This is a genomic window from Ruegeria sp. BG8 (genome assembly GCF_056538325.1).
This window is the reverse complement of record NZ_JBQFSZ010000005.1, coordinates 206,917-226,996: the sequence shown is the minus strand read 5'-3', so window position 1 is coordinate 226,996 and position 20,080 is coordinate 206,917. Positions and strand designations below refer to the sequence as shown.

The window sequence follows — 20,080 nt, the reverse complement described above, 5'->3', positions numbered from 1 at the left end:
GAAGTGAGTTTGGTATTTGTTTTTTCGATGCTAATTAAAAAATAAATACTCTGGATCAATGCTTAAATCCGAACTTAGGTCGTTTCATGCCGTCGCCACGTTTCGCGGGTTTTCCGCTGCTGCGAAAGAACTGAACATCACGCAACCAACCCTTTCCACACAGGTAAAAGACCTGGAGAACCGATATGGGATTGAGCTGTTCAATCGGGTGGGCCGCGAAGTTCACTTGACCCATGCCGGCCATGAGCTGCTTGCGATAACGTCTCGCCTGCAACAAGCTGAGTTGGATGCCGAGACATTGCTGGAATCCTTTCGCGGTTTTCATGCCGGGCGCCTCAGTATCGCAGCCGTCGGACCTTTTCATGCAACGGACATGATCGTCGCTTTCAAGTCCAAATACCCCGCGATTGATCTGCAAGTTTGGTTCGGCAATTCTCAAAGATGCTTTGACCGCGTCCTGTCCTATGACGCCGATGTTGCGATCCTGGCCGAAGTGCAATCTGACCCCCGAGTAACGACGCAGCTTTACAGCACGCACGAGGTCGTGGCCTTCGTAAACTCGGAGCATCCTTTTTTCCACAAAGACGGGATCTCGATCTCTGATCTGCACAGACAAAAAGTTGTTCGCCGTGAAGCTGGCTCCACAACACGATCAGCCATCGAATCCGAGACGAAAAAACGCGGGATCGAAATGGACACGATACTAGAGCTTGGCAGTCGCGAGGCGATTTGGAAGGCTGTTGAGCAAGGGATCGGTATCGGTTTCGTTGCGGATTTTGAGTTTGTGTCGCATCCCAACCTGCGCGCAATTCCTATACGCGATTCGAAAATTGAAACACGTTATTACTTGGCACACCTGAATGATCGCACGGAGTCACGATTGGTGCGATCATTCTGTAAAACTGCACTAGAGACAAGCAAACGATAGCAACCCGCCTACTTGCGTTGCATTAGACTGCGGGAATCAGCCGGAATTTTGAAAGCGTAAAGACTCGCATTTTGTCTTACTATCAAAAGTGATTATATGCCGTTCGGTATTGTCCACCCAAGGTTTCGTTCGTGAAAGCTAACAACAAGCAGAAAATTCAGCCAATTGACGAAATGCGTGCTGCACGCAACCAAGGCCTGAACTTTTTGGCACTGGCGTTTCTTTTCAGTATTTTCGTCAACCTGTTAATGCTGACAGGACCTCTGTTTATGTTGCAAGTTTACGACCGGGTTTTAGGATCCCGGGCCGTAGAAACGCTGACAGCGCTTTTTTTGTTGGTGGCCCTTCTGTACGGCCTCATGGCGATGTTGGACTACGCGCGAGGACGAATCGTTGCGCGCTTCGGTGCTCGTTTTCAATCTCAACTAGATGAGCGCGTTTTTAGCGCTACAATGTTGCAGTCGTTGCACCCGCGTGCTCGCTCAGCCCCTGCAACTGCGTTGCGGGATTTAGAATCCATTCAAAATTTGTGTTCTTCACCAGTTTTACTTGCTGTTATGGATATGCCGTGGACACCAGTATTTCTGGCTGCCATCTTTTTGTTCCACCCTCTATTGGGATGGCTCGCCTTTGCAGGTGGTGCGATTCTCATCATAATCGCATTGGCAAACCAAAAACTGACGCATCGCAAGGTGGCACAGGCCCAATCTGCATCGGCCCTGGCGAATGCGTTTTCCGAGCAAGCTCGCCAAGCCGCAGAAGTGGTCAGATCACAAGGCATGAAGGGAGATGTTACCGCTAGATGGCAACGTCAAAGAACAGACGCCTTGCAGCAAACAATTTCCGCAAGCGACTGGACTGGTAGCTTTTCATCCCTAACAAAATCGCTCCGATTGTTTCTTCAGTCTGCTATGTTGGCACTCGGTGCACTCTTAGTTTTGAGAAATGAATTGACGCCCGGGGCTATGATTGCTGCTTCAATTCTTCTGGGGCGTGCATTGGCTCCAATCGAACAGTCAATTGGACAGTGGGCAATGGTCCAGCGAGCTCGCGACGCGTGGGTTTCCCTTAACCGCTTTCTGGAGGCCTTCCCGCCCGAAAAACTACGTACGAAATTACCTGTGCCCAATGCTGACCTGGTGGCAAAGGCGTTAACACTGGTTCCTCCTGGCGGTGATAAGCCGACACTGCGCAACGTCTCAATAGCGTTGACGCCTGGAAAGGCCCTAGGTGTAATTGGCAAGAGCGGCTCAGGAAAATCCACCCTAGCAAAGGCTTTATTGGGCTTGTGGCATCCTGTACATGGTGAAATTCGGCTGGGCGGAGCGTCTTTGGACCAATACGACCCCCAGGACCTAGGTTCTCATATTGGTTACCTTCCACAGGAAGTCACACTGTTTAACGGGACGGTCGCTGAAAATATTGCGCGAATGTCCGAAAGCCCAGACTCAGAAGCGGTCGTCAAAGCAGCCAAAAAAGCAAAAGCGCATGAACTCATCCTGTCTTTGTCCGATGGATATGACACTGTTTTGGGTGGAAATGACAGTCAACTATCAGGCGGACAGAAACAACGGATCGCACTTGCGCGCGCGCTTTACGGAAACCCAGTTCTGCTCGTACTAGATGAACCTAACTCTGCTTTGGATGCCGATGGCACCGATGCGTTAAACGCCGCCATCCGCGAATTAAAAGCAGATGGGAAATCTGCAATTATTATGACCCACCGGCCACAAGCGATTTCCGAATGCGACGATTTAATTGTGGTCGAGCGCGGTCAAGTTGTGAGGTCGGGGAGGCGAGACGAGGTCTTGGGCGCCATGGTTCAAAACGCCGGAGCCATCAAACAGGGCCTACGCCCAGTTGGCGTGCACTCCGATCTCGAAAAGGCAACTAAGTAATGCAGCAGGCATTTGCTACCCAAAAAGGCCCGGTCTGGCGCATCACAGTTCCAGCAACAGTAGGCTTTGTTGCATTGGCGATTTTAGTCGGCGGATTGGGCATCTGGGCTGTTCAGACGCGACTGGCCGGTGCAATCGTTTCGCAGGGTATCATCGAAGTTGAAAGCAACCGTCAGGTGGTCGAGCATCCGGATGGTGGAGTGGTTGGGGAACTTTATGTCCGCGACGGTGATGCCGTCGACAGCGGCGATCTTATGGTTCGCTTGGACGACACCTTTCTGACGTCCGAGAAAACCATTGTCGAGGCACAGCTGTTTGAACTGTTGGCAAGACGAACGCGACTGGAAGCCGAACGTGATGGAGTAAATGCCGAAGCTCTCCGCAGCAGATTGAACGAACTTCTGCTAGGTGAAGGTATCCCTTCTGATTTGATTGACGGCCAGCAACGCCTGTTCGAAGCACGTTTGGACACGCTCGATCAACAAACAGAGCAGTTGCGCAAGCAATTGGTTCAGATCGAAAGCGAAATCGGTGGAAACGACGCGCAGTTGGCAGCTCTGCGGCGGCAAATGGAGCTTATACAGCAGGAACTGGATGACCAGCAGTCACTTTTCCAACGCGGGCTAACACCTGCAAGTCGGGTTTTGGCATTGCAGAGGGAAGAAGCAAATCTGACTGGCGAAATCGGTAGGCTCGAAGCGTCCGTGGCCCGGTTGCGCGGACAGATATCTTCTACCGAAATAGCGATTGTCGAACTGACAGCTACACGACGGGAAGAAGCGATCGCGACGTTGCGCGACGTGCAGTCCCAAATTCTGGAGCTGGCGGAAAGACGGCTTTCGTTAACAGTACGGCTATCGCGGTTGGACATCCGGGCTCCGGTCGCAGGGACTGTATATGGAAGCCAGGTATTTGCGCTGCAATCCGTGGTGCAGCCGGCAGAACCGATGATGTATGTTGTGCCACAAGACACGCCATTGCTGGTGGCTGCACGCGTCGACGCAATCCACATCGACCAGTTGCATGTTGGACAACCTGTGCTGTTGCGTTTCACGGCATTTAACCAGCGTGAAACGCCTGAGATATCGGGCAAAGTAACCAACGTTTCAGCGGACACATTCACCGATGAAACGACAGGTCAGACATTTTACCGCGCGGAAGTGGCTCCGGACGAAGGCGAAGTTGAACGGCTCAACGGTCAGGAGCTTTTGCCCGGCATGCCGGTCGAGACGATGATCAAGACAGATGAACGTACGCCTTTGTCTTTTCTGCTCAAACCATTGTCTGACTATTTCAACCGGGCGTTTCGAGAGTGAAAAACGCTTTTGGTCAAACCTGTTCGAGGTTGCCCAAAAGTATGGACGTCATGTCCGTTGCGAAAACATTGTCGATCACAGTAAGTTCTGCGCCGACCTCGTAATTGACGTTTGATTTCGTGATGCCAGACAGATCAGCATCTGAATCCAGAAACACCCATTCAGGCTCGTGGGACGACGGCTGCCCAACTGCAGCACGTAACACGGCAAGGGCATCCGACGCGTTAACAGTTCCGTCCCGCGTTATGTCAGCCGCGATCAGATTCTCTGCAGATGCTGCGCCCCATGTCGGATCAAGACCGACCGAAATTCGCAATACCTGCAAGGCATCAAGTGCGGTGATTTCGGAACTGGCGGTCGAATAGGATTTGACGATTTCCAGTGTTCCGTCGAACGTCCCGGAAGGTAGCTCAAGATCGAACCGGCCGTCATCATCAGCTTGGACGCTGATCGTGCCACCACCATCCGGTGTAAAACGGATTTCAGCATCGCTAAGCGCAGCGTTCTCCGTTTCCGAATCTATGTTTACGTCGCCTTGAACCCCGTCCGAGCTGTCTGGCTGCAAACCTCCGAAGTTTCCAAAATCAACGGGGATGTGGTCAGGCCCTTCAAATCCCGCTCCAAAGATCTGCTCGATCGAAAGTGGCCCGCCTGAGGACGAGAATACCTCAATCTCTTCATTTAAGTATTGGATCAGAGCCCCCATAGATGTCGGGGTGAAATCCAGCTGCGAAGGTGTCCTCAGCAGCGGATAGTCAAACAAATCCAAACGATCTATCCCGGCCTGAAAATCGGTGATGGTCATGAGATCGCTTCCAAATTGAGCGACAAAAATGTCGGCCCCTGTTCCACCTGTCATCGTCGTAGAGCCAATACCCGAGATCAGGATATCATCGCCTGCCCCGCCAACGAGCGTGGTCTCTAGAATGCTACCACTCAGGATGTCATTCTGCGCAGTCCCGGAAACGGAACCAAAACCGGTCTGCACAGTACCGAGTTGGGACACATCCACCGTCAGTTGCGTCAAGCCTGCATCCTGCTGAGATGACGCAAAGATTTGCAACTCGTCACCAACATGCGCGACACTCAGCGTCTCCACATTCTGCAGACCAGTTTGCAATGTATCTTCAAAACTGTGCTGGTGCACCAACTGCCCGCCCGGCGTCATGGTGAACAATGAAACGCCATCATCCCCACCACCTGCGACGACAAAAACATGGCCATCCACCTCAATGATTTCCAGATCCTGGACACCACCGAAACGCGTGTGAAGTGAATCCAACACGTGGTCCGTCGGGCTTAAACTCCCGTCATTTCCGAGCTTCATCACGCTCAAAGAGCTGCTTTGAGCACCGGCTACGATGACCCAAGACTGACCGTAGGCCTGTACAACTTCAACAGCAGTTGGCACCGCGATACCCAAGGTCCCAAGGGTCTCTTGGTTATCAACCGGGTTCATGACGCCGGTATTACTGTCGACAGAAAAGGTTTTGATTGAGTTCAACGCAGCGCTGGCAGCGATGACGACCGGGCCGGATGCTGTTTGCAAAACCTGCATCGAGTCTGCGTGCCCAGCGTTCACCCCTACAAGACCCAGCGTCCCGTCGTTGTTGAAGGTGTATGTTGTGATTTGATCTGAAGATCCGTTTGCGATCGCTAAGAAATCTCCGGCACCGGTCGACCATTGAACCACGGATGAAACGTCACCACCACCAGTAAGCGACCCGGTTTCAATCAGCACACCGATTGTACCATCCGGGTTCAACTCATAGCCTATCAGACCCGTTGCAATATCAACGTCCAGAATCAGCTGATCCTCGTCAGCCAGAGAAACTGGAGTCGCTGTTCGACCGACCTGAAACGCAATAGTACCGCTAAAATATTCGGTATCCTGGACCTGCGGCACCGAACCCTCGTCCAGCTTCCAGACCACGATCCCGCCACCCGCTCCTGTCACGCTGTAGAGATACGTATCGCCGTTAAACGTTTTTAAAGCCGTATCGCCGATACCTGAATCAAGCGCTGCGCTGCTTGTTGCAACCACACTTTTGAACTGAAGCATCATAACCAATCATCCCACGCCGTTACCTGGCCCCATCAACAGGATGATCTGATGCCCAGGCCGAAACCAAAGCGGGATTGTGGTGAAAACGAGAAGTTCAGTTTGAGTTTAAATTAATTTTTCCCATCCGCTCGCATGAGTTTCGGACGGGTAAGACAAATGAACGGCAACCGACCCCCTCGGGCGGACACGAACACCACATGTGAGGGTATGATGACCAAAGAAACAAGATCCCAAGTAAATGACTCTGAAAGCAACTCGGCCTCTCAGTCACGGTTGCAAAAATGGATGGATGCTAAAATGCGTCGTTGGGCGGGTCGCGGGTTGGCCAGTGGTCTCGCGTCGACTTTGCTGGCGCTGCCAGCGTTTGCGCAAGCCACCATTGAAGAACTCTATGCGTTTCAGTTTGCTGACACCATAACTGGGGTTCGCTCCGTGAAACTTCTGGAGAACGGTGACGTTCTTTTGAAAATGACGGATGGTCGAAAAATAGTTGTGGATGCAGAAAACGTTCAGGTTCTGGACAGCGGTGCAGTCATGATTTCAGAAAGCGCAGTTGCTGAAATTACCCAATTCAGTCTTGCTGCTGAAGCGGGCGGCGCAGCGGCAGCGACAGGCGGCATTAGTGGCGCAGGGCTTGCACTTGGCGGTTTGGGGCTGGCTGGAGCTGCCGCCGCGGGAGGCGGCGGTGGCGGTGGAGGTGGTGACGAAGATACGACACCTGCGCCCCCACCTACTCCGACGTATCCGCACTTGAATCTCGCTGGCGCACAGGCCGACGCACTCAGTAGCGCTGCTCTGAAAATAGCGGCTCCTGCAGACACCGCCGCTGTCGAGGTTGTCATTGGCTCATTTACGGCTCCGGCAATCCTGAATGATGACGGAAGTTGGAGCTTGTCACTCACACAAGATCAAGCTGAGAACCTACCTCAAGGCGTCACAGACATCACGGTGCGAAGCCTGGACTCGGAAGGCAATGAGGTGTCAGTCGACAGTGTAAAAATAGATATCGATACGGTGCCACCAACAATATCCATCACTGGGTTTTCCAGTGGCGCAATACTGAACGCGGCCGAACAGGCCTCGAACCTCGCTATCACGGGTGCGACAAATGCAGAAAACGGACAAACTGTGACTGTCACCGTCGACGGTCAAACCTACAAGGGCAGCGCGGAAGGCGGAAAGTGGAAAATCGAGGTACCTGCTGCCGATGTCGCCCAATTAGCAGATTCGTCGACAATCGTGGTGACAGCCGACGTCTTGGATGAAGCTGGCAATCCTGCAACTCAGGCAAGTTCCAGTTTCCTGACGGATTTCACTGCGCCGACCGTCTCGATAGATCAGGTTGCTGGCGGTTCGATTGATCTGGTTGACGTAATCGGCGACCTGACCGTGTCTGGTTCAACTTCCGCAAGTGACGGACAGAACGTTGCCCTGACATTCAACGACCAAACTTATACCGCGACCGTTTCAGGTGGGAGCTGGAGCGTTGACATACCAGTAGCTGACCTATCTGAACTATCGACAGGGATACCCGCGTCCTACAGCGCCGTTGTAAATGATGCGGCAGGTAATGTGTCACTTCCAGCGACGGCTTTCGTACCAGTTGATCTTACTGGACCATCAATCAGCATTTCTCCAGTGTCGAGCGACGGCGTACTAAATGCTGCGGAAATTGGATCTGACCTGTTGATTTCCGGTTCTACAGGCAACGTGCCTGACGGGCAGCAGGTCACCGTTATGCTGGATGGACAGTCTTATACTGGAACAGTGTCCGGTGGCAGCTGGAGCGTGACCATACCATCCATGGATCTCGTCAACTTGGCGGACGGCGGATCGTTTGCGATTACTGCTGATGTCTCTGACACTGACGGCCTTCCGGCACCTCAGGCAAGCGTCCCCGTCGAGAAAGACGTATCCGGCCCAAGCCTGAGCATTGATACCCTCTCCGCTGGTTCGGTATTGAATTCTGCGGAGGCCGCTGTAGACCTCGTAATTTCCGGTTCGACAGACGCCGAAGATGGCCAAATCGTCACTGTTGCCCTGAATGGCAGTAGTTATTCGGCCACGGTCTCGGGAGGGAATTGGAGCGCTACAGTCCCATCCGCCGACTTAGCCGCAATGCCCGACGGTGCAACAATGGCTATATCTGCTGATGTATCCGACGCTGCCGGAAACCCCGCAATTCAAGCAACTGATAGCTTCGCGACCGATTTTACCGCTCCGATGATTTCAATCGCCAGTGTTTTTGATGACGGCATTATGAATGCTGTAGAACAAGGCACAGACCTAACAATAACCGGAACGTCTGACGCTGTGGACGGAACGGTTGTCGCGGTAGAAATCGTTCAGCCCGATGGCACGGTGGACATTTCTGGAACAGCCACGGTCGCTAGCGGCAACTGGAGCTATACAGCCACGGTCGCAGAACTCGGCGGTTTACAAGACGGTATAACTTACCAGGTTAGTGCCAACGTCGAGGATGCCGCCGGAAATACCGCCAGCGACACTGAGAGTTTTTCCACTGATTTTACCGCCCCGTCGATTACTATGAATGCATTGCCCGTCGGCGCAACACTGGAAATCACCGAAACGAGCAATGATCTGACTGTCTCGGGAACAACAAATGCCGGGGACGGACAAACCGTCACAGTTACTCTCAACGGTCAGACTTATACTGGGATTATCTCAGGAGGGACTTGGTCGGCAACATTGCCTGCAGCTGACTTGGCGGCGCTGCCCGATGGTAGCAATTTTGAAGTTTCCGCTGTTGTAAATGATGGTGCTGGCAACGTATCAACACCGGCCACGGCAAGTCTGGCAACCGATCTGCGACCTATTCTCAATATCGACCCAGTGGGCACCAATGGCGCTATCTCTTTGAGCGATGCACGAAATGATGGTCTGACCATTTCAGGCACGTCGGTCGGCCTCGCGTCCGGACAAATTGTCAACGTAACTCTGAACAACGGATCTGTCGGCAGCACCACTGTTGCGCCCGACGGCAGTTGGTCATTGGCGGTAGGGTCTGCCGCGTTTTCCGGGATCAACGTCGGCGACAGCATGGATTTTCAAGTACAAGCCACAGTTGCCGCGGGACCGGATCCTCTACCTGCATCCGAGCAGAACACGGCCTACGAACCAGCGGCTTATACGATCGTGGAGGCTGGAAACAACGGCACAACCATCACGTTCGAGATCTATGCGGACCCCGACCGTGATATTTCCAGCGGGCTAGCCGTTACCGCTGAGTTAGGTTTCGATCCCACGGTCGTTACCTTCGACAGCGGATCAGATGTAGAAAACAGCGCATTCGATCTATTCCTGACCAACCCTTTGAACGGTTCTACAGTCAGTTTTGGAGGGGCGGCTACTGTCTTTAATGACCTTTCCCAACCGCTGGTCACCTTTACGATGACGGTTCAAGACGCCACTCAACCAGTTGAGCTGTCCATTACAACTCCAGATGGTGGCCCAACTATGTATGTCTTAGGCACCAGCGAAAACGATACGCTAGTCGCTTCGGATGTGGACGCAGTGATCCGCGGTCAGGAGGGCAACGACTCGATTGATGTCTCCGATGCAGGGCGAGATGTGGTCGTCTTTGAAGCAGACCCTTCCACAAACGGTGTGGATACCATTACAGGGTTCACACTCGGCCCTGCTACAGATGTCACGGACGCCTTGATGTTCAGCGGGTTGGATATCAGTTCTCTCAGAGGCAACGGAACAGAAGTGGAAACCCTGGCAACGGGTGGCGCCTTGGGAACGAACACGGGCGTTGTCGGGCTGACAACAGTACTTGATGACCTTTCGTCCGCAACAGTCGAAGACGCGGTTGAAAGCTTCATCGGTACCCAGGCAGGAGATGAGATCTTCGTTTTAGCAACTGACGGCAATGACAGTGTATTGGTCAAGGTTGACTATTCCAATCCAACCACTGCCTCAGTTGACACTATGGCCCACTTCGACGGGTTGGATGATCTAAGCGGTCTGACTTCTGACAATATTCTGCACACCGACCCAACTGGCGCGACGGCCTGATCCTATTTGCCCTGCTGGCGTCAAATGCCGGCAGGGTTGTTTAATCAAAACGGGCTGTCAGGGGAAATAAATTTCGTCCCAGTAACTTATGTCCCTCGCAGAAACCGAAGTTGGTCGAGTTTTTTACCAACTAATTATTCGCGAACGAACAGTTTGAATCAGAGATCGTTCATATCGAAGCCGTGCATGTAGCAGCGGCGTTTCCGATTAAATTCCAAAAGATGGTTACCGCATTGTACCGAGAGCGTTGTTCTCCTTAACGCAAGAAGGCAAACCCGCCTTCGTCTCGCCAGGTGGGCGTTGGCTTTCGGGTTACGTGCTATTGGCTCTTAGCTGTACCCAGTTTCAACTTGGATATTACGCTCCACGCGCAGAAGGCAGAAAACTCCATTTGTCTGTGGACTAAGCTTCGGGGCTGGTCGGGGATTGCCCGACAGAAGAAGTATTCTTCAGTGATAGCGACAATCTGTCCAGTGAGTTGCAAAAGGTTCAGACTTTTCTCCCAACCCTTAGAGATTTTGCTGATGAGATGAATGTCATGCGCTAAAGCCTCTCGTTAACAGTGTTGAGATGCAGTTGTTTTACGCACATCTTGTTTCGCTGTCTCACTGCGCGTGGTTGGCCAACGCACAAATTGATTTGCCAACAACGCTACCTCAGAAAAATTTACTGATAATTCAGGTGTTTCCGATTTCATGAAGGCCTTCGCGAATGCCCATAGCGGAGACCTATTGGAATTCAGTGAGGTGTGAAACACCAATGCTCAATCGAAACAACGCAACAAAAGCGCTTGTCTTAACGCTGGCCAGTTGGATGTCGGCCTGTGTTCCAACCCCCGATATTTCCGGAGTGCGTGTTCCTTTGCAAACTGGTTCAGTCGATGCAGATTCTCAAACGAAATTTCCTGAACTGTTAGAAAGTGCATTTAGACAACGCGTCAAGTTTGCCGTCGAAAACAACCCAGCAAAAGCGCAAAGCGATGCGAGATACCAATCAGCGACCGCAAATCAGGTTGCCGCAAGAGGTGCATTTCTTCCCCGCGTATCATTGGGGATGAACGCCAGAACGGAGCGTATCGACACTGGTATCGCAGATGTCACTCCCTTTTTACGCGTATCGCAACTTCTCTATGACGGCGGAGCCGCGTCTGGGGATTTGGCTGCTGCAAAAGCCAGAGTTGTCGAAACCCGTGGCGAGCAACTCCAGACCGCGTCTGCCATCGCACTGAAAGCGATCGAGGCGTATGTGGCCGTTCGCGATCATCGTGAGATTCAGAAAATCCTGGTTCGAAACGTGGAGACTCATCAGGAATTTGTTCGGCAAACAAAAGAACGGTTTGATCAAGGGGCTGGGTCATACGCAGACGTTTTGGCAGCAGAGTCCAGGTTGGCTGATTCCCAGACACGCTTGGCTGATGCAAATGCGCGAACTGACCGTGCCGAAGCCAACTTTCGCGAAGTCTTCGGCCAAACGCCAGGTCCCTTGGATCCACCAGTTTCTGCACCACGCCTTGCGCTTTCCGATGTTCAGATCATAGAGAACAGCCCTCTGGTCCGTCGCGCAGATGCTGCACTGATCGCCGCGCGTGCTGAACAAACGGCCGCGATCGCAAGACGCAAGCCAAGTGTTGAGGTCGCCGCCTTTGCAGATCGAGATGATAACAACGACGCAAATTTCGGGATCGATATGTCTTTCAACTATGAGTTGGACAGCACAGGTCGACGGCGCGCCGCAATCTCAAACGCGGAGGCGAACGTGCGCGAAGCAGAGTTTGCACGCGAGAATGTTGTTCGGTCCATTAGACGCGAGTTAGAGTTCATTCGTTCAGACCAGCAAGCCGGAGCGGAAAGACTGCGGGCTGCCCGTATTGCGGCACAGACTAACGCCGATAACGTAACGGCCACTCGTGCCCAATTTACAATCGGGCGCCGCAGTCTGATCGAAATCTTGGACGCACAACGTGACTTTGTGAACGCTCAGGAAAGGCAGATTTTGGCAGAACAAAGCTTTTTTCTGACAGAGTATTCAATCCTCAGTTTGACTGGGGACATACTGGACTTGCTCGGGGTATCTTCTGAACAACAGGGCCAATCCCGATGAGTATCGTTCAACCTTTCCCGAACAGCCCCAGATTGACAGAGATTGAAGCTTGCCTGTTGCATGTCGCCGATCACTTGGAGTGCGCACTTACACAAACAGCTCTTTTTGCCAATCAATCTGGAAGAACCGAGGAAGCCAACATTCGAGATGTAGTTGACGCAGCGCAAACTGCGGGGCTTCAGACCGGGTACGGCAACAGGAAACTAAACGACTTCGATGACAGTTTGACGCCTGCAATCCTTCTGTTGGAGAACCAACGCGCTGTAGTATTTCACGGGCGTTCAAAATCAGGCAAAATTCTAATTTTCGATCCGAGTCTTGGTGATGAAATTGGCCAGATTGCAGAAAGCAAACTAGACAATTCGTATACCGGGTATGCCATTTTATTTCGAAGGGCCCATGAGCGAGACCCGGGCCTAAACGGAGCAAACGCTCAAGGGCACTGGTTCTGGGCAGCAATGCTGGCTAACCGTTGGTCGTATACTCAGGTCATTTTGGCTGCTGCGTTGGCTAACCTGCTTGGTTTGTCGACATCGGTTTTCATTATGGTGGTCTATGACCGTGTATTGCCTAACGAAGCAACAGAATCCCTGATCGCACTTACAGTTGGCGTTGGTTTGGCACTGGTATTCGACTTCCTCCTTAAACTATTGCGTGCCGGATTCATCGACCGCGCAGGGCAAAAGGCAGATATGTTGATGGGCCGTCGGATATTTGCGCAGTTGTTGAACATCAAAATGCGCTCCCGAACAGGATCTACCGGCGCAATGACCAGCACAATCCGAGAATTCGAAACTCTGCGTGAGTTCTTTACTTCGGCAACACTAGTGGCATTAGTCGATCTGCCCTTCATCGCGCTGTTCATCTTGGTAATACACATGATCGGGGGTCCGCTCGCCTTGGTTCCCGCCTTAGCAGTCCCAATCGTCTTGGTGACGGGCCTACTAATACAACCGTTTCTCTCAAGATTGGCAGATGATAGCTTCAAAGACGGTCAGTCGAAACAGTCCGTCTTGGTTGAAACGGTGTCGGGACTTGAGACAATCAAGACAACGACAGCGGCGCTGCAAATGCGGTCACGCTGGGAAGCCGCGATTGAGCGGCAGTCGTCACACGGCACGCGCAGTCGAGCAATAACTCAATTCGCCCTGAACTTGACGGGTTTCACTCAACAAGCCGCGCAAGTGCTGATCGTGTTTTTTGGTGTATTTCTAATTTCGGACGGCCAGGGAAGCATGGGCGCTTTGGTGGCATCTGTCATGTTGACCGGTCGTGCCCTTGCACCGCTAGGGCAGCTTGCTCAAACTCTGACGCGCGTAAATCAGGCCAAAAGCGCTTATCGAAATCTGAACGCTCTTATGAGCGCCGAGAATGAAAGGCCCCAAGGACGCAAATGGATCAGTCGCCCAACTTTCACAGGCCAAATTTCTTTTAAGAACGTCAGCTTTAGCTATCCCGATCAAACCGACAACACCCTTTCAGACGTATCGTTTGAGATCAAACCAGGCGAAAAAGTTGCGATATTGGGCCCAATCGGATCCGGGAAAAGTACGATCGCGCGCCTGCTTCTCGGTCTCTACGAACCGCATTCAGGCTCAATCGCAATGGATGGCATTGATATTCGCCAGTTGGATCCGGGTGATCTGAGGCAAAGTATCGGTTCTGTTTTGCAGGATGTCTGGCTGTTTTCAGGCTCTGTCCGCGACAACATCGCCAGCGGCAGTTTTCGCGCACGTGACGAGGATATCCTTCAAGCAGGGCGGATTGCAGGCGTTGATGCGTTCGCCGCACGCACCTCAAACGGATACGAGATGATCCTATCTGAGAGAGGAGAAGGGCTGTCTGGAGGGCAACGACAATCCATCGCCCTTGCAAGGGCTTTGGTCGGTCAACCTCCGGTCTTGCTGATAGATGAGCCGACAAGTGCCATGGACATAAAGACAGAAACGGAAGTCATCCAACGCCTCAAACAATCAACTGCTGAGACAACGACAATAATTATCACACACAAGCCAAGCCTATTGGCCCTTGTTGACCGTGTGATTGTTGTCGAAGCCGGTCGGATAAAGGTGGATGGACCCAAGAGTTCGATAGTGAAATACGCTGAGAAAAGCAGAGGGCACCTAAATGTCGCGACATAATGACTTGGCCAATCTGGCTCGCGAGATGCGCGGACGATCACCATTGCGAGGTTCGTTACTGCTGCTTGCCATTTTGGGCTGCCTTGTAAGTGCTGGGGCGTGGGCCTGTTTGACAGAGCTAGACGATGTAACGCGCGTTGACGGCAGGGTCGTACCCTCTGCCGATGTTCAGGTTATCGAGGCAACAGAAGCCGGGGTTCTTCAATCTCTGTATGTCAGGGAAGGTGAGATTGTGGAAAAGGGTGCGTTGTTGATGGAATTTGATGCCACCCAGATCGATAGCCAATTCAGTCAGGAACAACAACGCGCATTTGGATTGATGGCACGCGCTGAGAGGCTACAGGCAGAAATCGAAAGAAACGCTCTGCTTTTTTCCCCAGAGCTCATAGACGGAGCACCAGACGTAATCCGATCTGAAACGGCACTTTACCAAGGACGCCAGGCTGAACTACGCGCTGAAATCGCAATCCTCGAGCGGCAAAGACAACAACGACAGCGAGAATATGAAGAAGGGCTGGTTGATAAGGTTACAGCTGATGAAACACTCAGGATACTCGCTGAGGAACGCGCAATCATGACGCCGTTGGTGGAACAAAGGATGGAACCTGCCACCACATTGCTTTCGTTACGACGCAGTGAGGCGGAATGGATGGGTAGAAAGACCAGAGCCACAGCGGTAACTAACAGGTTGCAAACCGGGCTCGACGAAATTGACGATCGCATCAACGCAGCACACAGCCGGTTCAGAAGTGCCGCGCTAACAGACCTAGCAATAACAACCGCGGAGCTTGCCGCCCTGAAACCCGTATTGCCAGCTCTGCAGGATCGGGCAAACCGCGCTTTGGTCAAAGCCCCGGTGCGCGGCATCGTCAATCGGATTCACCGAACCACGATCGGGGGGTTAGCGCGCAGTGGTGAAGAGCTTGTAGAATTAGTCCCTTTGGATGACAGGCTAATGGTCGAAGCTTACGTCAGACCCGAAGACATTGCATTTTTGCACGCCGGGCAACCTGTAAAAGTGAAACTGACAGCGTATGACTTTGCGCGCTACGGCGCACTTGATGGTGAAATAACACGAATAGGAGCCAACACAATTACCCGATCTGAACGCAATGATGAGCAAGTCTATGTCGTGGAAATTGAAACCCATCAGTCCATCTTGGATGCCAATGGTGTAGCTGTCGAGATCATTCCCGGAATGATTGCCGAGGTAGACATTCTTTCTGGTCGAAAAACCGTACTGGAATACCTGATGCAACCGGTCGTCAAAGTTAAGGAGCGGGCACTACGAGAATGATTTGCCCGCTCTAGTTTCCGCTCAAACCTTTTTAATTTAAAAATTAATTGGGTTTCTAGGATTCTTTGTTCAGCGCCACTCGACGTCGCCTAAGAAAATGTAACCCGCACCGTAAATGGTTTTGATCAACCTTGGATTCTTGGGATCCTCACCCAATTTGGTACGCAAACGCGATATGCGCACATCCATTGCCCGATCAAAACTGTCACCGGCTGCACCACCTAAAGCTTCTTGCATCTGAGCCCTACTGATCAAACGCTTCGGGCTTTCGAGAAACAAACGCAGCACCTCGCCTTCGGCATGACTAAACGGTGTTTCAGCGCCGGAGCCGTCTTCCAGCACATAACGATCAAAATGCGCCGTCCATCCGTTAAAGCGGGCCAGATCTGAATGGGTCATCTGGGTTCTTGGCGATCGCAACCGAGCGCGAATTCTGGCTACAACCTCGGCCGGGTCGAAAGGCTTTGTGATATAGTCGTCGGCACCCAACTCCAACCCGGTTACCCGGTCCTGGACTTGCGCACGCCCCGAGATGATTATCACCGCTGCACCTTGCTCGAGCGCAAGACGATGTACCAGCGCCAACCCATCCGTGTCGGGCAAAGATAAGTCCACAAGGCAAACATCGGGGGTTACGCGCTTCAGCGACGCTTCGAACTCGCGCGCACGAGAGAAGCTTTGGGTACGAAACCCGGCATCCTGAAGCGCATCCGTCAAAATCCGCCTGATCTCGGGTTCATCGTCAACAATGGTAACCAAAGGCTGAGTCATCAGGCGGCCTTGCTTCTGATCAAGGTAGACAATTGAGCACGCGTAAAGGGCTTTCGCAAGACCGGGGCGAGTGTCAGCGCCTGTCGGTGCAATGGATCCGTGTACGGGAGTGATGTCATCAAAATACTAGGTAAAGATGGCGGCAGTTCATCTAGCAAGTCCAAGCCGGTCTCCGCCCCTTCCAACCGAATGTCGGAAAGGACAAGGGCAATATCATCGATATTAGCCGCCAGTCCCAAGGCCTCATCTTTTGTTGTCGCTTCGATCACCGAGAATCCAAGATCAACCAGCATCTCACGGAACTGGCTGCGAAGGTCGTCATTGTCTTCCACCAGCAGCACCAGCCCATCTTGCACAGGCGGAGCAAGACGATACGGCAATCGCAAGACAACAGATGCCCCCGACGGGGTATTGCGCAGGTTTAGATCACCCCCCGCAAGTTTCACCGTGTCGTAGACCATGGGCAGCCCCAACCCTGAACCTTTGCTGCCTTTTGTCGTGAAAAATGGGTTCAGGGCCTTATCCAATGCCTCGGAAGAAAACCCGGGGCCGGTGTCGGAAACCGCAATTTCGATCCAAATATTGTCGATTGAATGCGAACTGACAGTGATCTGACCCGATCCCCCACAAGCGTCACGGGCATTTAGAACAAGGTTTAACAAAGCATCCTGAACCATACCGGGATCCAGCATCAGGACCTCATCCGGCAACGTGTTGACCACCGACAATCCCACGCCCCGCGGCAGCGAAGGCGACGCCAAGATGCGAAGATCTTCGAGCAGGCTTCTCATGTCCGTCGGTTTTGGCTGGAGCGTTCGGCTTCCCGTCATATCCGCAATCCGGTTCAACAATTGCCCACCTCGGCGGGCGGTTTGCTGGGTCGCCTCGACCAATTCGCGCGCGTATTCTGGCAAATCCATTTTTTCCAAACGCGATTGCATGCCCAGGATTATCGTCAGCAGGTTAGAGAAGTCATGCGCCAAGCCGTTCGTCATCTGCGCCGCCATCGCACGCCGGCGCGTCTGCTGCAATGCAACCCGGGCCTGCGTTTCTTCAGTAATATCCACCGACATAATGTAAATGCCGCCATCGCCATCCGGAGAAAAAGAAACACGAATGCGTCTTGAGCCTTGATCCTCGGTAAACTCGAACACGGAAGTTTCACCCGCATATGCTTTCTGCAAATGAGGTTCGACCCGGACATAGGCCACTGATCCAAGAGCCTGAGAGATATGCATCCCCACGATATCAGACGGTCGACCTGGCATGACAGAGTTGAGGCGGCGGTTGGAATAGTCATAACACCCATCGGCGTTCAGATGAGCGATATGCGCCGGCATCATTTCAGTCGTCATGCGCGTGCGCGCCTCGATCTCTGTCAACTGGCGCTTAGCTTCTTCCAAAGCCGAGTTGGTCGCGGCCAGTTTCCGGTTCGTCGCAGAAAGTTCCTCTGCCCGGTTCAAAAGCTGACCTGACAACTCAACGGACCGTGCTCGCAAGAGAGACTCGGCTTGTTTGGTATTGGTGATGTCAGTATAGACGGCAACCCACCCGCCTTTGGGCAGGGGTGCTCCTTCGACCGAAATAACCTGACCGTTGGAGCGAATACGTTCCAGATAGTGAGGTTCAAACGTCAAAGCCTGCTTCACGCGCCGCTCGACAATCTCATCCACTTCGGACTTGTTCCCATACTCTCCGTTTTCCGCGAGGTATCGAATAGTGTCCCGAAACAGCGCGCCCGGTTGGACCAATTCGTCCGGCAAATTGAACATGTCCTGAAAGGGTCGGTTACTGACAACCAGCCGTAACTTGCTATCGTATATCGACAGACCTTGACCGATCAGGTTCAAACCGGCAGTCGTCATCGCCTTGATCTGGTCTTCGGTAATGTCCAATTCCAACCTCCCTAAGGTTACATGGGTAGCATTGGAATAATCACAGGTGTAGGGGGGTCGGGCGCGACAGATTAGGCTAGGCGCCTCAGTGGCGGGGTTTCAGTTTGGGCCCCTCTGGCGTGATAGAGTGCAGCGAAAGTGTATGATCCATATTGCGCATCCTGTGCCGCAACATCTGACGGCTCAGTCGCGCCAAGTCCGCCGCATAGTCAGGATTTTGCGCTATATTTTCAAGTTCACCGCGACCTTGTTGGTCGAAAAGAAGCGGCGGCAAATCTGCCGCGAACTCGACAAGTGTAAACCGGTCGTCGCGCAAAATGGCCAAGCAAGAGTCGCTGTCACCTGTTCCAAGATGTTGCTGCCAAAGCGTCTGTTTTTGTGGATCGCCAAATTCCAACTCGCTGAAAGAATACTGTCGCCAGTCTTTCGGGGTCTCTCCTTGCAGCACAGGTATCAGCGAACGCCCATCCATTGAGTTGGGGATCGGCTGGCCGACCCATTCGAGAATTGTTGGCGTGATATCAATGGATTCCGTTGGAGCAGATACGGTCGAACCCGCCCTATCTTGGTTACCCGGGAGACGGATCAAAAGAGGGGTGTGGTAGGCTGCGTCATAAACCGTCATCTTGCCCCAACTGTGCCGGTCACCCAGCATTTCACCGTGGTCTGCGGTGATGATCAGCAACGTATCGTCATATTGCCCAGTGTCCTTCAGGAACTGAACAACCCGCCCAATGTGATGGTCCACTTCGGTTGCTAGACCCAGGTAGACGGATCGCAAGGTCTGGACGTTCTCAATCGTCGGTTCGATATCGTCAAAACCCAACACAAAGTCTGCAGCTTTTTGTTTTTGCATCGTCGGGCGGAAGAACGGATGCATACCAGCCTCGTCTTCCAATTCCGAATGCCCAGCGGGATGCGGCAGTGCAGATGGATCATACATATTGTTGTAGGGTGCCGGCGCCACCAACGGCGGATGCGGTCTGATATATGTCAGGTGCGCGAACCAATTTTGGTCGGTCAGCGGTGCCAGACTGTCGAGGAAACGATCGGTCAGAAACGCAGTATCGCTGTCTTGAGACGTATACATGGCAGGGTCGTTCAATTGTCGACCGCTATTTTTTTCGGGGGCCGGGGTGTGTACATCCCAATAGTCGTCGAACTTATACCCTTGTTTCATGAGGTGCGACCGCCAGGGAAAGGACTCTTCCAGCCGCATCTCAACAACTTCTTCAAAACCCGTCATTGGCTGTTCATACGACCGCAAAATTGGGTCATTGGCATCATGGACCCTTGGGTCAGCCGACGTATCGGTGTAGCCAAAAAGCATGGGTAAATACCCAGCTTTTCTCATTTCAGTTGCGATGTTTGGCGTGTCGTGACGCAGCGGGGTTCCGTTGCGAACCGAACGATGGTTCATCGCGTATTGACCGGTCAGAATCGAGGCACGAGATGGTCCGCAGGGATTAGTTACTGAAAAATGTCGCTCAAAGGTCACCGCATCTGACATGAAAGCGCGCAGATTGGGCAGATCGACATGGTCCGCCAATGCACCGGCGAGACAGTCGGCCCGGAGTTGATCAATGATAATAAACAGAGCGTTTCCGGCTTGCCGCATTCCGACTTCC

General features: G+C 52.7%; 11 protein-coding genes. 7 read left to right on the top strand and 4 right to left on the bottom strand.

What is annotated here, in order from left to right:
* Positions 1-58: 58 nt before the first annotated feature.
* The 3 genes from ACR0DG_RS12420 to ACR0DG_RS12410 all read left to right on the top strand — a co-directional run bounded on the left by ACR0DG_RS12420 (position 59) and on the right by ACR0DG_RS12410 (position 4,142).
* Positions 59-928, top strand: coding sequence for a LysR substrate-binding domain-containing protein (locus ACR0DG_RS12420; protein WP_480696895.1), 870 nt, complete (start codon positions 59-61; stop codon positions 926-928).
* Between the two features lie 173 nt (positions 929-1,101).
* Positions 1,102-2,826: a type I secretion system permease/ATPase gene (locus ACR0DG_RS12415; RefSeq protein WP_480697274.1), complete on the top strand. Its 1,725-nt coding sequence runs from the start codon at positions 1,102-1,104 to the stop codon at positions 2,824-2,826.
* Positions 2,826-4,142, top strand: coding sequence for an HlyD family type I secretion periplasmic adaptor subunit (locus tag ACR0DG_RS12410; RefSeq protein ID WP_480696897.1), 1,317 nt, complete (start codon positions 2,826-2,828; stop codon positions 4,140-4,142). Before ACR0DG_RS12415 ends, ACR0DG_RS12410 begins: the two co-directional genes overlap by 1 nt.
* 13 nt (positions 4,143-4,155) lie before the next feature.
* Here ACR0DG_RS12410 and ACR0DG_RS12405 read toward each other — a convergent pair whose 3' ends face one another.
* Positions 4,156-6,207: a M10 family metallopeptidase C-terminal domain-containing protein gene (locus ACR0DG_RS12405; RefSeq protein WP_480696899.1), complete on the bottom strand. Its 2,052-nt coding sequence runs from the start codon at positions 6,205-6,207 to the stop codon at positions 4,156-4,158.
* A 285-nt stretch (positions 6,208-6,492) separates the two neighbouring features.
* Here ACR0DG_RS12405 and ACR0DG_RS12400 point away from each other — a divergent pair, with 285 nt between their 5' ends.
* The 4 genes from ACR0DG_RS12400 (at position 6,493) to ACR0DG_RS12385 (ending at position 15,786) form a co-directional block, all read left to right on the top strand.
* Complete coding sequence (locus ACR0DG_RS12400) at positions 6,493-10,248, top strand: Ig-like domain-containing protein (RefSeq protein WP_480707169.1); 3,756 nt, start codon at positions 6,493-6,495, stop codon at positions 10,246-10,248.
* Positions 10,249-10,959: 711 nt separating this feature from the next.
* On the top strand, positions 10,960-12,348 hold the full coding sequence (locus ACR0DG_RS12395) for a TolC family protein (protein WP_480707168.1): 1,389 nt from the start codon (positions 10,960-10,962) through the stop codon (positions 12,346-12,348).
* Positions 12,345-14,489: a type I secretion system permease/ATPase gene (locus ACR0DG_RS12390; protein WP_480696903.1), complete on the top strand. Its 2,145-nt coding sequence runs from the start codon at positions 12,345-12,347 to the stop codon at positions 14,487-14,489. The genes ACR0DG_RS12395 and ACR0DG_RS12390 overlap by 4 nt, the downstream gene beginning before the upstream one ends.
* A complete protein-coding gene (locus tag ACR0DG_RS12385) occupies positions 14,476-15,786 on the top strand; it encodes an HlyD family type I secretion periplasmic adaptor subunit (RefSeq protein ID WP_480696905.1) in 1,311 nt (436 codons plus the stop codon). Before ACR0DG_RS12390 ends, ACR0DG_RS12385 begins: the two co-directional genes overlap by 14 nt.
* 69 nt (positions 15,787-15,855) lie before the next feature.
* Here the strand turns inward: ACR0DG_RS12385 and ACR0DG_RS12380 are convergent, their stop codons facing one another.
* From ACR0DG_RS12380 to ACR0DG_RS12370, 3 genes are all read right to left on the bottom strand, one after another.
* On the bottom strand, positions 15,856-16,557 hold the full coding sequence (locus ACR0DG_RS12380; RefSeq protein ID WP_480696907.1) for a response regulator transcription factor: 702 nt from the start codon (positions 16,555-16,557) through the stop codon (positions 15,856-15,858).
* Positions 16,557-18,452 carry a hybrid sensor histidine kinase/response regulator gene (locus tag ACR0DG_RS12375; protein ID WP_480696909.1) on the bottom strand — a complete coding sequence of 632 codons (1,896 nt, stop codon included), beginning with the start codon at positions 18,450-18,452 and terminating at the stop codon, positions 16,557-16,559. Before ACR0DG_RS12375 ends, ACR0DG_RS12380 begins: the two co-directional genes overlap by 1 nt.
* An 85-nt stretch (positions 18,453-18,537) precedes the next feature.
* Positions 18,538-20,070, bottom strand: a complete 1,533-nt coding sequence (locus tag ACR0DG_RS12370; RefSeq protein WP_480696911.1) for an alkaline phosphatase family protein — start codon at positions 20,068-20,070, stop codon at positions 18,538-18,540.
* Positions 20,071-20,080 lie beyond the last annotated feature (10 nt).